At 56.8% G+C, this 14,199-nt stretch carries 13 protein-coding genes; 3 read left to right on the top strand and 10 right to left on the bottom strand.

What is annotated here, in order from left to right; genetic code table 11:
* Nucleotides 1-20 precede the first annotated feature (20 nt).
* The 5 genes from HFP54_RS26420 to wbaP form a co-directional block, all read right to left on the bottom strand.
* Nucleotides 21-845: a glycosyltransferase family 2 protein gene (locus HFP54_RS26420; protein ID WP_168565318.1), complete on the bottom strand. Its 825-nt coding sequence runs from the start codon at nucleotides 843-845 to the stop codon at nucleotides 21-23.
* Between the two features lie 20 nt (nucleotides 846-865).
* Entirely contained in the window at nucleotides 866-2,173 is a 1,308-nt protein-coding gene (locus HFP54_RS12015) for a lipopolysaccharide biosynthesis protein (RefSeq protein ID WP_168565317.1), read from the bottom strand.
* 17 nt (nucleotides 2,174-2,190) lie between these two features.
* Nucleotides 2,191-2,817, bottom strand: a complete 627-nt coding sequence (locus HFP54_RS12010; protein ID WP_168565316.1) for a hypothetical protein — start codon at nucleotides 2,815-2,817, stop codon at nucleotides 2,191-2,193.
* Between the two features lie 4 nt (nucleotides 2,818-2,821).
* Entirely contained in the window at nucleotides 2,822-3,361 is a 540-nt protein-coding gene (locus tag HFP54_RS26185) for an acyltransferase (protein WP_315853885.1), read from the bottom strand.
* Nucleotides 3,362-3,598: 237 nt separating this feature from the next.
* Nucleotides 3,599-5,167, bottom strand: coding sequence for an undecaprenyl-phosphate galactose phosphotransferase WbaP (wbaP, locus tag HFP54_RS12000; protein ID WP_235951698.1), 1,569 nt, complete (start codon nucleotides 5,165-5,167; stop codon nucleotides 3,599-3,601).
* Between the two features lie 566 nt (nucleotides 5,168-5,733).
* On the opposite strand from wbaP, the gene HFP54_RS11995 reads away from it, so the two are divergent.
* Together HFP54_RS11995 and HFP54_RS11990 are read left to right on the top strand one after the other, a co-directional pair.
* Nucleotides 5,734-6,654: a hypothetical protein gene (locus HFP54_RS11995; protein ID WP_168565315.1), complete on the top strand. Its 921-nt coding sequence runs from the start codon at nucleotides 5,734-5,736 to the stop codon at nucleotides 6,652-6,654.
* Between the two features lie 131 nt (nucleotides 6,655-6,785).
* Complete coding sequence (locus HFP54_RS11990) at nucleotides 6,786-8,114, top strand: polysaccharide biosynthesis/export family protein (RefSeq protein ID WP_168565314.1); 1,329 nt, start codon at nucleotides 6,786-6,788, stop codon at nucleotides 8,112-8,114.
* A 107-nt stretch (nucleotides 8,115-8,221) separates the two neighbouring features.
* Here the strand turns inward: HFP54_RS11990 and HFP54_RS11985 are convergent, their stop codons facing one another.
* From HFP54_RS11985 to HFP54_RS11975, 3 genes are all read right to left on the bottom strand, one after another.
* A complete protein-coding gene (locus HFP54_RS11985) occupies nucleotides 8,222-8,755 on the bottom strand; it encodes a hypothetical protein (RefSeq protein ID WP_168565313.1) in 534 nt (177 codons plus the stop codon).
* Between the two features lie 452 nt (nucleotides 8,756-9,207).
* Entirely contained in the window at nucleotides 9,208-10,527 is a 1,320-nt protein-coding gene (locus HFP54_RS11980) for a DUF1501 domain-containing protein (RefSeq protein ID WP_168565312.1), read from the bottom strand.
* Nucleotides 10,528-10,538: 11 nt separating this feature from the next.
* The gene (locus HFP54_RS11975; RefSeq protein ID WP_168565311.1) at nucleotides 10,539-12,248 is read right to left on the bottom strand and encodes a DUF1549 domain-containing protein; all 1,710 of its coding nucleotides are present in this window, start codon (nucleotides 12,246-12,248) and stop codon (nucleotides 10,539-10,541) included.
* A 185-nt stretch (nucleotides 12,249-12,433) separates the two neighbouring features.
* On the opposite strand from HFP54_RS11975, the gene HFP54_RS11970 reads away from it, so the two are divergent.
* Nucleotides 12,434-13,165, top strand: a complete 732-nt coding sequence (locus HFP54_RS11970; RefSeq protein ID WP_206036171.1) for a class I SAM-dependent methyltransferase — start codon at nucleotides 12,434-12,436, stop codon at nucleotides 13,163-13,165.
* Between the two features lie 49 nt (nucleotides 13,166-13,214).
* On the opposite strand, the gene HFP54_RS11965 is transcribed toward HFP54_RS11970, so the two are convergent.
* The gene (locus tag HFP54_RS11965) at nucleotides 13,215-13,463 is read right to left on the bottom strand and encodes a hypothetical protein (protein WP_146413976.1); all 249 of its coding nucleotides are present in this window, start codon (nucleotides 13,461-13,463) and stop codon (nucleotides 13,215-13,217) included.
* A gap of 193 nt (nucleotides 13,464-13,656) precedes the next feature.
* Nucleotides 13,657-14,007: a Dabb family protein gene (locus HFP54_RS11960; RefSeq protein WP_390657354.1), complete on the bottom strand. Its 351-nt coding sequence runs from the start codon at nucleotides 14,005-14,007 to the stop codon at nucleotides 13,657-13,659.
* Nucleotides 14,008-14,199 lie beyond the last annotated feature (192 nt).

Below are 14,199 nucleotides of genomic sequence, written 5' to 3'. Positions count from 1 at the left end.
ACCTAACTGATCACCAAGACTCAACTGGATACCATTTCTCGACCAAAAAGGGACCTTCTCAAGCTTAAAAAGGCGCTCCTCATTTCCATGTTCGCGGCTTCGCGTATGGCGAGGCTCATAAGAAATCGACGACGCCCGAAGCTCCCCTCCTTCAACAATCCGTACTCCTTCAATAGCATCTTTCGCCTCGCTTCCAGCCCAGCCTCGAAATTGGTTGTGATAGAACCCTCGGTGCCATACACCACCACCGTCGGATCGCAAATCACCAATGGATCACTCCGATCCAACAGTCGAAGTGCGAAATCCCAATCCTGGAATCTTCCCAGACACTCATCAAATCCACCAATGGAATCGAACAAGCATCTTTTCACTACGATTGTTTGGGTACTTGCGAGGTTTACCGTTGCAAATCGCTTTCGCTCTTGCCTGGAAAGAAACCTCCATTGTGAATCAAGATTGTTCATCAACGCTGCAGGGGCCCCGGAAACTGATCCCGAAACCAGCCGTATGAATCGCGAAAAGCACCACTCGACTGATTCACCACACTCTGACAATGCTGACGCTGTAGCCTCCATTTTCCCAGGAAGCCACGCATCATCGCTGTCCTGATAGGCGATCCACTCTGCACAGGCAAGTTTTGATCCCATATTTCTAGCGAAATTTGCTCCTCGGCGTCCTCCCGTGTGAACCAAACTAACCCCAGGTATCGCGGATACAATTGCACAAGTCTTGTCGGTTGACCCATCATCAACAACAAACACTTCTCTCGGCGGAATTGTTTGCTGCAGAACCGAGCAAACGCTTCGCAATATACTCCCTGCTCGATTGTAGACAGGAATAACCACTGAATAGTCAAACTCCAACACTATACGTACCCCCACAAACGCAAGGGCCTATCAAAACAGAGACCAACTGAACGCCGCGCAAACACTAACAGCAAACCTTTATAAAGCACCAGATATAGCGACGCGGCCATAGCGGCCCCCAACACACCAAAAGCTACAACCCCAACAACCTGAGCAACCACACCGATAGCAAAACAACCTATTGACGCTCGCTTCAGGACAATGTCGTCGTGGCATGCCAAAAGCACGTATCCTACGGCACCTGGAGCCAGTGAAAGCAGTTGCCCAGAAACCAAAATACCAAAAACCAGCCAGACTTGTTGGTTCTCAACAACCACACGCGGCATCAGCCCAAACTTCGCCAGACAACTGATAAACAGGACGCAAGCCAACCCCAGAGCAAATGGAAATATTGCCGACAGTCGCCACTGCCTACACATCTCCCCATAACGCAAATCTCGAATCGCTGCAACGATTTTCGGTGTAATTGCCGCTAAGCTGATACTGTTCACAAAGCCAACAACCATCGCCATTCGATTCGCGATCCGCATGACCGAAACCGCCTCTGAAGACCCAAACGTGCCTAAGATTGCAGAATCCAGCCAGTTTTGCGCTGACGAAGAAAACGAAACAGGAAACAGGTTCAATGACTGCCGCCAGACTGTTCCATTCATGCCCCTCACTTCAGCCAGCGAAACTGACACACCGATTCTTGTCGCCCACTTCACGACCACTAGAACCGAGGAAAGTGCAACAATCCAAGCCCAGATCGAAAACACGCAGACTGCCCAGACTTCAGTGAAGACTTCTAGTCGCCCACCGCAAACCAAAGTCAAGCAAACTGCCGCATAAAGAAACGAGTTGTGAAAGATGGACCAAAAGAGCAGCGCTCCCCTACCTTTACCGAACTCGGCCACCACCCACATTGTCGCTAGCGGACATATCGCTGCAGCTGCAACTACCCAAATCAACTGACGGTTTGAAGTAACCAGCAGAAACACTAACACCATGAAACAGATGGTCACCGCCAAACTGAAAACAAGAATTTGCAGTAACCCGGCGAATAGTCCACAAAAAGCTTTTTCGCCATCAGTGTCGGCCCCCAACCGGAAAACGGCATGGTCCAAACCGAGCTTCGCGACCGCGGCGCCCATCGTTACGACAGCAATTGCATATTGAACTTCGCCGGCCTTTTGCAAGCCAAACAGTACTGCTAATTGAATCGTGAACGCGAACGAAGCGGCGACTCCAAAAGCCTTCACCAGTGCAGCAGATAACCCCGGACGTCTCAGCAGACGAGAGAAAACACCATGCGCACTACCATTCATGGACCGTTCTTGCCCACTCATACGTCGGCCAAGTACGACGGCAGATTAGCTACAGCACGACATGCCTTCCGCAATGGCGCTGATGGATTTAATCGCTGAACAACGGTTTTGTTCCGATTATGTCGCACATCCCACTCTGCCAAGGATTCCGACGAACACTCGACACCTAAAAACTCACAAAATCCGGAGAACGAATTCTTCGCATCTGCAAGATCAAAATCATACACATGCGCTTGCTGCTGTAAAAAGTAGTGGGCATTTGACTCCAGCGTCTCGACATAAAATTCACACCACTTGAGCCGGTCATTTTTCGGAATCCGCGATTGCATGCATATTCCAGTAGCAAATGCACGAACCACCGAAACGGTAAGATTCCACCGTTTTTCATAGCTTAGCGAAATTTTCTTTGGATCACGCCGCATGTACACATACCGAGCGTCGTTCCCAAATCGCTCGCCTAACGGACCAAGAAACCACGCAAGCCGATTGTCTACTTCAATATGATTGTCGGGGAACGCAAGACGATCTCTTCCAATTAGCGTTGAGCGAGTCTCGTGGCCCGCGGTAAATCCAGGAAGATGGGACGCTGCGGATGCAAATGCCGTTGAAGCCGTACGACCAGCACAAAGAACAAAAACATTCATAAATTCACCTATACATTGCGCCATCCACGGCGCCAAATTTTTCTGCATCTCGAAGTGAGGCGAAATGCTCTTTGTCGCGATACTTCACTACTTTTGCAGGATTCCCCACAACAATCGCTAACGCGGGAACGTCACCTGCAACAACACTTCCGGCGCCAACAATTGCGCCATCTCCAATCTTCACACCTGGAAGAACGATAACATTAATCCCTATCCAAACAGCGACCCCGATATCCACTGGCCGCTCGACAACAGTGTCATCGTACGGCAGTCGGTCACCATGATAGTTGTGATTGATTGTATAGATGACACAATTGCGAGCGATGTGGGTGTGGTCTCCGATTCGCAACCCAGCATCCCCTCTAATTGTCGCGTTCGATCCAACGTGCACATTATTCCCCAACTCAATTGAATCGAACCCGGTAATCAGCGATTTACCTCGCAGCCTGCAATCGTTTCCAACACTTTTTAGTTTTGCCAATGCAAAGCTTTGCCACCCAAAACTGGCTACACGCTGAACCACCAGCACAGATTTGTAGATCAAGTATGCGAAGAACCGTACGAAAATCAACTCAGCTCCACTTCATCAAATTGGTCAAACACGCAGTAATGATGTCATTAGGTTTCTAGGGCGGCGATAAAAGCTATGTTCGGAACGCCAAGCTTTGCTTACTACTGATGGCGACTTTAGGCTGCTCCTCAATAACAATCCTGCAAACGTATCCTTATGCCGCTTACCATTTGCACGTACTTTTTAAGGAATCTTCTCAAATGCCGAAAATCAATACGCTCCTTCGCGCATAGCCATCGTGCGGATGGTGCGGAGGAGGATGTAAGTGTCCAGCCAGGGTGACCAGTTGCAGACGTAGTAACTGTCCAGTTGCACGCGTTGGTCATAGCTGGTGTCGTTCCGGCCGCTGACTTGCCAAAGCCCCGTGATGCCGGGACGGACACGCAAGTAATAGGGAAACATTTCCCGGTAACGCTCCACTTCCGACTGAACGATCGGGCGTGGCCCCACCAGACTCATCTCACCCGTCAGAACGTTCCACAGTTGCGGAATTTCATCCAAGCTGGTTTTACGAAGGAAGTGGCCGATGCCGGGAATGATCCGTGGATCGTTCTTCAGCTTCTGGTCTTCGATCCATTCCCGACGCATTTCGGGATGCCGTTCCAGGTAGTCTTCCAACACCGAATCGGCATCCGGAACCATGGTGCGGAACTTCCAGGCCTTGAATTTCTTTCCGTCGCGGCCGATTCGTGTATGCCCATAAAATGCAGGGCCGGGCGATTTCCACTTGGTCCATGCAATCGCCAGAATGAACATCGGTGACGCGGCCAGCAAACCGAACAGCGAACCGAAGAAGTCCACGGCTCGCTTGACCGTCGCGTTGACCGGGCTTTGCAGGTGATCGGTGACATGGACCCCCATCACGCCGGCGCATTCGCGCGGGCTGGCCCAAAGACTGGGGATCATCAATTGCGACGGCAGCACGATCAGATGCGGCAGGTCACCACAAAATCGCATGACGCCCGACACGTCCATGCCATCACAACCGCCTGGTGCCAAAATCCCCCAGCGGACACCGTGCCGGGGCACGATTCGATTCAGACGATCGATGCTGCCCAAGTAACGATAACGGTCGGCGTCCAGGGGCGGCGACAACGGCTGGGCGTCGTGCCAACGATCAACCAGTCCGACCGGCCGAAGGCCGCGTTGGGACGCACGTTGGTAAAACTTATAGATCGCTTGACCTTGAACGCCCGCGCCAATGATCACAACTCGTTCGCCCCACCACCCTCGGTCGGCCACCATATGCCGGACCGTCGCGCGAACAATCGGCAGCAGCAGCATGGCGACGATTCCGCCGATGATGCCGACCAATAATTCGATGGGACTGAGCACGGCGACCATGGCATTGGTGGCCAGCATCAAGCTGAAGGCGAAAAAACCGCTCAGCACCAGTTGGCGAAGTTCGAACACGGGACTGACGCCGGTGGCCGGGTACAGGCCCATCAGCAAACCGATGCCCAAGAACGAAACGCCGACAGCCAGTCCTTGGAAAAAGAAATTCGTGTGCGGTGCATAACCCAGCAAGGCGGCGCTGACCAAAATGGCACCATAGAAAGACCCGAGCACCACCAGCAGGTCACCGCAAATCAGCGGGATCGAGGTCAGGACCACTTGTCCGACGCCGCTGGCGACCCCACGTGGTCTTCGTTTGCGGTGGCGTTCTTTCCCCGACGGTTCGGGCAACACCGGAGCAAGCTGCTCGATGGCTTCGGTCGACACGACGCCGACGGGCAGTCGCTTCGATTCTTGCAAGTCGGTCGAGGCCATGGAAGTCATCAATGGTGTACGGCAGTGAACGCTTGCCCCGTAGATCGCAAGTAAGAATAGTCGAATCGATTGAAAGTAAAACGAAGATTCGAACAATCAGCGAAGCGGGGTTGCGGTTGATCCCTACTATTCGCGTTGGGTGGGATTCAGACCCGCAAAACCGGAAACAAGCATAGCCCCGCAGAGGGATACCTGCCAACTGTCCGCGTCGGCATTTCGGGATCGCAAGGATTCGGAACCCTGCCGCCCAGTCGTTTTGGCCGTCGTGAATCGCGATCCATCAAGACGTTCGTCACGCGAAACGGCGGCGGTGATATCGCTGTCGAATCACGTCTGGACGGTATGGGTGGAGGCTAGCGTCGTCGGGCAAGCCGTCACGACACGCACGATCGGCGTAATCGAATCCTGACGGCGGATCGCGAATCCCTCACGCGTCGGGTCGTGCGGGCTGTGTGGATGTTTCGCGGCCCGGTCGAACGACTTCGACTTCTTGGGGCACTCGGCCAGAGGGAATCGCCTGCGTCGGTCCGATCGACCGAGGTGAAAGCGAAATTTTCCTGGAAGGAGTTTCCACCGTGAAGGATTCACGAACACGCCCGCGCCGGGCACGATGGCTGATCGCGCCATTGGTGTCCTGCGCCCTGCTGACGACCGGTTGCGCATCTTTGGTCGACTGGAAGTACGAACAGACACAGATGCACCGCGCCCGGGCCGCGTACAAACACTGTGGCAACCCCTGCGGTGAATGCTATCCGCACGATTATCGGTCCGGATGGATCGACGGCTACTACGACACGCTGACCGGCGGAGACGGTTGCCCGCCATCGATCGCGCCGGCTCGGTATTGGGATCCCAAACAGATCCTGGAGGACTGCGATAACCGACGCCACGCTTATTACAGCGGTTGGCAAGACGGTGCCGCGGCGGCGTCGCGGTGTCCCGACACGCACTACTTGAAGGTGTGGGAATCTTGCGAGTGCGAATTCCCACGTTGCGAACAGCCCTGCTGTCCGACCTCCGGTGCATGTGGCTGTCCGACACTGGACATTCCGGCCGCCGATGGCAACGGTCACATGATCGAAGTCATCAGTGATGTACCGATTGGTACCGCTCATTCATTGACCGACGGGATGATCGTCCCAGTGCCCATGGATGACGTGGAAAACGAACCGGTCGCCACGGACGAGGACGCCGAAGAGGATTCCGAGCCAGACGTGCAAGAAGATGCACCGGAGTCTGACGTCGACGCGGCGGCCGATGCGGCGGAAGAAGATGAACCGCAACTGGATGCCTCCGATGACCAGGATTCGGATTTCGGACGGGGTGCAGAGATCATTCCCGCGGCACCGGCGGAATTCGACGAAGCGTTGTACCGCCCCAATGTCCAGCTGAAGATCAAGACCGTCGGATTCACGTCCACGGCCAAGCCGGCGGCCCCAACGTCAGAGAAGTTGTTGGAAGCTTTGCATCAACAGCAACAGAAACGCACTCATTGACCTTTGGCGGGCGCGTCGCCACGACGCGATTGCCCGATTCTTATTTAGACCGTCGCGTCCAAGGATTACGGCACGCGATGGTCTGACCACCACCGTTCACGTTGTTCAATCTGTTCCGAAAGGATTCGGTCATGCCCCTATCCAAACAAACTTGGCTGTCCGCCGTCACGAAGCGCATGGGGCGTGTGTGTGTCACCGCGACGCTAGGACTGCTTGCCATCGCCAACACGGGATGCCACTTGGTATCGTCGGCCCGGCATGCCATTCCCGCACACCGCTTGGACCCGAATCTGTTCGATTGCCCACGGGACGACTTGGCGCCGCTGCCTTACGCAGCTCTGGGTCAAGAAAAGCCGATGGAGCACTTGATCGGCCCCGGCGACGTCCTGGGTGTCTACGTTTTTGGTGTGTTCCCACCGGGTGAAGATGACACTCCGGTGCAGAATCGCGCTCAGGCGGTGAACCAGCGGTACTATCCGCCACGCGGCACCGTGGTCGGACCGACGACCGGCTTGCCCGTGACCGTCGACATCAACGGCGAAGTCGATTTGCCGCTGATCGATCGCGTCAACGTCCAAGGGCTTTCGCTGACCCAGGCCACTGACAAGATCCGCAAGACCTACCGCGAAGCCGACATGATCGCCGCGGGTCGCGAACGGGTTTCGGTCGGTCTGATCACGCCCCGAGTCAAACGCGTCGTCGTGCTTCGTGAAGACACCCCGGCCACGCCCGTTGCGTTGGCGTCGCCCCAAGCCGTCGACGAAGTGCACCGCGGCAGCGGTGAAGTGATCGACTTGCCGGTCTACGAAAGCGACGTTCTGCACGCACTGGCGGCGACCGGCGGATTACCCGGGACCGACGCCGAACGCGAACTGTACGTGATTCGCCGCAGCCCCACGATCGACTATCGGTTCATGAATATTGAACAGTTGCAAACGATGGTCGACACGCTGGGCCCCGAATCGGGCGTCGTACGTATCCCGTTGGTCGGCTGTCCGGACCAGCCGATTCCGTTCACCGAACAGGACATCAAGCTGGACGAAGGCGATGTGCTGTTCGTGCCGCGTCGCAACGAATACTTCACGACCGGCGGCATGCTGCCCGGTGCACGCATCCCGCTGCCGCGAGATCGTGACATCGACGTGATCGAAGCGATTGCGATGGCCACCGGTTCGGCGGGCGGACCGCTGGGCCGCGACGGCGGAGTGTTGGCCGGGGCCGGCGTCAGCTACATGCGTGAACCGACCCGCGTGTTGATCCTGCGTGACTTGCCCGACAACCGCCAAATCACGATCCGCGTGGATTTGGACCGGGCGATGAAGGACAAGAAGGAACGGATTCGAATCCTTCCCGACGATGTCGTCATGCTGTACTTCAAGCCTGGATCGGCGACGCTGAACAGCACGCTGAACTACATCCCAAGTGCGGTCGTCGGCTTGATGATTCGCGACGCCGACTGATCCGACGGGATCCGAATAAGAAAACGCCACGCGGCCAAGCCTTCGATTCGTAGGCTTGGCCGCTGTTGTTTTGCGCCGACCTGCACGCTGGTTCGGAAACGCGGGCTTTAGCCCAAGACCAAACCGTCGCCGGGTTCGGCCTGTTCCCATTCGCGGCGAATTTCGCGAAGCCCGTACGCGCACAGTTCGAACTGTTCGCTGAGCAAAGCCAATAATTCACAGGACGGGCGATCATCATCGGCCTCGATCTCCGAAGCGATCGCATAAGCCAGCTTGCCCTGTCGACAGTAATCCAAGTAGCCGTCGGCGGTTCCGCGACCACGAATCTTGCGCAGCCGCTCGGGATACATGCCCGACCAGAACAGCGTGAAGTCGCCGATGTGACGATGGACATCGCGGCGGGCGACGCCGATGCGTTTGTCCGCTTCGCCCATCATCTGGAAAACTTCGGTCGCCGGTTCGCCGTTGGATTTGCGAACGCGATGCAAGTTTTCCATCCGCACGAAACGAAACAGCAAATCGCTGACGTAGTCGACCAATTGCACGTCGGCGATCCCCAAGTCTGAATGGAAAACGCACTCGCTGAGACCGCTAAAGAAGCGTTCGATCGCCGAGCGTGGTTTCGGATTATCAGGATTCATAGAAATTCAGTCCTCTTCACTGGATCATGATGGTGAAGCGGAGACAACGGTTGGTGGGGAACAACCGCGAGTCCTGAAATCTACAGTTAGTAACTGACGAAGCCCACGTCAAGGAAGAATCGAATTGCTGGACAATCGACGTTGGATCGATTAGAGCGAATTTGGATTGATTTAAGGTGCGTCAGGATGGAGTAAGCAGTAGGGGGCGGTCGACGATCGATGGAACGGACACCGGCGGCTAGCGCCTTGCCGCTCATTTCGTGCGGGAAAAGATACCGGCGGCTAGGCACTGTTTATCAATTCAACACGAAGGCCAATGAAAACGGTAACCCGACGCGTCAGCGAGGGATTCTTGTTGAATAACTTCAGCCCCTCGCTGACGCTTCGGGTTACCAATTGATAAACAGTGCCTAGAACCTTGCCGCTGATGCGGGGACGAGTCTCGGGGCGATCTAACCGACCTTGTCGTCCAACAAGGGTTTGATCGGCTGACCTTCGCTGCGTGCCAGCGGTCGTCCGATCGGTGTGATCAATTCCTCGGCGGGATCAATTCCCAAGACGTGCAAAATCGTGGCATGCAGATCTCCAATGGTGACCGGATCGCTGATGTCGCGTTTGGGATGCGCCGGATCTAACTTGGGTTCGCTTGCCGTCGCGCCGTACACAAATCCGCGGCGAATACCCGCGCCGGCCATCAGAACGCTGAATCCGTGTGGCCAGTGATCACGCCCTTCGGCCGGATTGATCCGAGGCGTCCGGCCGAATTCACCGGCGCACACGACCAACGTCGTGGACAACAGGTCCCGTTGTTCCAGTCGACGCAACAGCGACGCCAGGGCAGGATCCAACGTTTCGCAGGCGGATGACTGCAGTGTGTGATTGGTGACATGTGAATCCCATCCGCCCAAGTTCACTTCCACACATCGCACGCCGGTTTCGATCAAACGTGTGGCCGCCAAACAACCACGTCCGAACGCGGTGTCGCCAAAGGCTTCCAGCTCCGATGCACTTTCTTGTGTCACATCGAACGCGGTCAATTGCTCGCTGGACATCATCTGTAGCGCCGCGTCGGTGGACCCACGGTGCAACGTTCGCACGGTTTCTAAATCGGCCAGACGTCCGCGAGCAAAATTCTTTTCCACCACATCCATCAGATCGCCGATACGGGCGTCGTACCGTTCGGGGTCGACCCGCCGCTGGACATCGGTCACCGGTCCGGCAGGATCGTTGACTTTGAAGGCGTCGAATTTTCCGCCCAAATATCCCCCGCGCCCCGGTGAATTACCGGGCAAGATGCAAACGTGCCGGGGCAAGTCGAACGCTTGGGAATCATGTTCGCACAGAATCGCGCCGATCGACGGATGGGTCAACGTCGGGTCGGGACGATAGCCGGTTTTGACTTGGTAAATCGCGCGGTGGTGTTCGCCTTCGTTTCCCACCACACTGCGGATCAACGATGCCAAGTGCATTTGCGTGGCGGTTTGCGGCAGCAAGTCGGAAATCCGGATTCCCTTGGCCGTGGTTTCAATCGACTTCACATCGCCGCCATGCGAGGTCCCCGGATGTGGGTCGAATGTTTCCAGTTGGCTGGGGCCGCCTTCCATCCACAGCAAAATGACGCTGCGCGGCTGCGACGGATCGATCCTGCCCGATGCTTCGGCGGCCGCCAAGGCACGAGCGATCGGCGTCAACATCGATGCCCCACTGAATCCTGCCCCCAGCAACGTCCGGCGGTGGCAATGCAATTCGGGTCGGCAAAAGCGATTGAACATCGGGTGATCCGTCAGTGGTTCCAAGCAAATTCGCTGCTGTTGAGCAGCGTCCAAAACAAATCTTCGATCGCGCCACGTCGATAATCCGTGGCGTCCAGCCGCGCGACAAAGTGGTCGATTTCTTCCTGGTCGGGCGGCCGGTTTAAGACGCACCAGTAAGCGTTGCGGACGATTTCGTCGTCTTCACCACTGAACATCAACACGTGGGCGGACGCATTGAGCACCGGGTTATAGTCGACCGATTCGTCCACCAGCTTTCCGTTCAGCATCACCAAACGCTGGCTGATCGTCGTGGCGTCGTCGGCGAATTCGTCTTCGCCACGATCACCGTAACGTTTCAAAAAGTCGTTCGTTCCGCCAAACTTTTGCAATTGGACAAGGAAGGAACTGTCGCGATCAATCGTGTGAACCCGCGAGCTTTGAATGACGCTGCCGGCAATCTGTTCGGGACGCAGTCGAACGAGCGGAAAGACGGCACCGGCCGCATCGTGACGCGCGGTCACGTGAAATCCCGCTCGACTGTCGACGCGAAATTCGTCCGACATCACGATTGCCGCGATCAGCCGTCGAAGATCGAAACCGTTGGCGATGAAGTCATCGACCAAGATTTTTGTTTCCGCATCCATCGGTTCGTCCAGCGGCAGATTGTCGACGCTTTCCCCACGAGCGCGACCGAACAACAACGCCCACACGTGACTGACCGCCGAACGAGCCGCTTGTCGGTTTTCCGATGACGTCAACCAAGTTGCCAAACGCCGTCGCGGGTTTCCCGATTCCGGCATCCAAGCTTCGCCAAACGGCACCGCCGCCGGCACGCTTTCTTCTTGGTCGCTGTCCAAGTACTTGTACTGGTAATCGACCGGACCGTTGCGAACGCCTTGCAGCCCGTTGGAGCGTGCGGCGGTGAAGAACGCGGCCAGTTGATGAAAGTCTTGTTGGGTGCCGAATCGCAAGTCATCCGCGTCCCCCAACGAAACGTTTCCCAAGAAGTCGTCGTGACACTGCAAGCAATCGATTCGCAATCCTAAGAACACGCGGGACGTCCGCGCGGCCAAGCGGATCGGATCGGGACCATCATCCCCACTGTCGTAGGTCACGGTGTAAAAGTTGACTTCCGGCCGGTCGGTCCACAAACCTTCGGCGGTGATCAAATCACGGACGATGCCGTCATACCGGCGGTTGGATGCAAACTGGTCGGCCAGCCAATGCCGAAAGCGACGCCGACGGAACACCAAGAAAGGTCCTTCTTCGGCGCCGACCAGAAACCGTGTGTAGCGTTCCGCCCAATAATCATGGTGTCGCGTGCTGGACAAGAGGGTGCGCAGATGACGCGCCGTCCGCTCCGATTCGGGCAATGACTGTAACTGGCGGATCTCCTGCATCGACATGCCGGTTCCGACCAGCGATAGCGACAGTCGGCGACAGATCGTGGTCCAATCCGCGACGTCCGCCGATTCCAAATCCAAGTCCGCCAAACGGTTCGCGCGGGCCTGGTTCAGCTGCACAACGACGTCGCGAAGGTCGGCAGGCAATTCCGACAACGGGTCCGGCGACGAAGCCGATGGCATCAGCGATGCGGCAGACACATTTTTTGGTTCGGTCGCAACGGGCGACGGCGGTACGGTCAGGCCCGACAACAGATACAGCGCGGCCAGGAACAGGACCGTGGTCAACCACATCCAGCGTAGTGCGACGGCGGAGGTGTGCCGGATCGTGGGCATGATCGTCGACCGTGGATGAAGGAGATGCGTGATGGTTGAAACGCCGATTCGTTCCGTTGCACTCTATCTTGGTGAAATTCTTCTCGGCTTGCAAAATCGGGCGATCGATGGCGGGGTCGACGGCACGCTATGCTTTGGCGGATACCCTTTGCCGATTCCGATGTTTCAACCACCGACGACAACGCATGACTTCGCCATCATCGACCGATCCGTTTTACGAAGCCTATGACCGCGACGACGTCGCGTACGGCATGACGGCTTCGGCGATGTTGTCGGCCTATCTAAATCAAGTCGGCGGCGAGGGTGACGTTTACGACTTGGCCGCCGGTGCGGGTCGCGACACGATCGCGTTGGCGAAATCAGGCTTTCGTGTCACCGCGATCGACATCAGCCAGCGTGGATTGGACCGCATCGCCGAGCGATCGGCGACCGACGGATGCCACGAGAATGTCAACGTGATCTGCAGCGATGTCCGCGACGTCGATTTTCCGACCGGAACGCTGGCCGGCGTGGTCGCCACCACCATGCTGGATCACATTCCATCCGCGGATGCCGCGGTGGTGTGGGATCGGATCTGTCAATCACTTCGCAGCGACGGATTTTTGTACGCCGAAGTCCACACGACCGAGGACCCAGGATGCGATCAACCGCCGGGGTGCGACAGTTCCCGCCCGGTCAGCGAGACGGCGTCGGCGGTGGTGAATTATTTTCGCCCAAACCAATTGGCGCAGTGGGCGGTGCGTCCGGAATCGGGTCTGCGGATCCTGCAGTACGCCGAACGCATCGAATGGGATTACACGCACGGGCCGGAACATGCCCATGGAAAAGCCGTGTTGCTGGCGGTGCGTGACGGGCATCACCCGGATTGGCTGGGCCAGCCGCCCTCGTTCCCTCGCCGCCCGCGACCCCAGGCGTGACGACGCCACGGTGCTGAGCGTGGCACGAGTTGGCTGACGGAAAATCGCCTTACTTGAATTCTTCGTCGAACGCCGAAAAGTCATCGGCCACGGGTTCTTCGCCGACCGGTTCGCCAAATTCCGCCGGTTCGTCCATTTCCTCTGCTTCCGCCTCGAACGCATCCTCCTCGGCAACCGGTTCTTCTTCGGCCACCGGCCCCAAGGCTTCGCGCCGTTTCTTGTTCTCGATCGCATTGACGACCGGCACCGAGGCGGCGATGGCGACGATCAGGATGGTCCAGAAGATGAAGTAGATCATGGATGATTCGACGAGAAGAATCGGACGATGCGACGGCGCGGCGGTAGCGGCGACGCCTTCAAGAATAATCAAGCGCCGGCCGAATTTCGCATCCGACAGCGGTCAAAACGGCAACGTTTTTGAGGACCGACGGTGAGGATTGTCGCGAATGCACCGGTCGGTCGACGTCGACCCGCCCGAACCGCCCCGGCGGCTATTTGTCGGCCCAATAGTCGATCACGACGACCTTGTCCAAATGCGGCTTCAGCACGCCGACAAATTCCTTGTGGGCGGGGTGCGGCAGGTACTTTGCCCGATCTTCTTCGCTCTTGAAGCTGACCAGAAAGCAGTGCGTCAGGCCCTCGTTCAAGCCTTCGGGGCTGTTGTTGGTGCCGTATTCGAAGTCCGCGATTTCAGGGATCCGTTTGGGCAAGGCACGAAAGGCGTCGACGACACCTTGGACGTCGCTATCGCTGCTGGAATCCTTGAATTTGAACATCACGACGTGACGCAGCGTGCCTTTTTCCATCTTTTCTAATCCCGGTTCGGCGTCGGCGGTCATCATGCCGGCGACGGCCAGCAACGCCAACGCGGTCAGGGCGGTGCATCGACGACGAAGGTTGGTGTTCATGGTGTGAAAACTTGAATTTTCGGTGGGAGGGGCGGAAGGCGGGAAAATCGTTCCCGTGACATCGAAACGATTCTATCGCATTCTAATCGCCGCCAAACGCCACGAGCAGTGGATGATTCTGGGGGG

This window comes from Crateriforma spongiae, assembly GCF_012290005.1.
GTDB lineage: Bacteria > Planctomycetota > Planctomycetia > Pirellulales > Pirellulaceae > Crateriforma > Crateriforma spongiae.
Note: the sequence above shows the minus strand (reverse complement) of the source record. Positions and strands in the feature narration are given on the sequence as shown.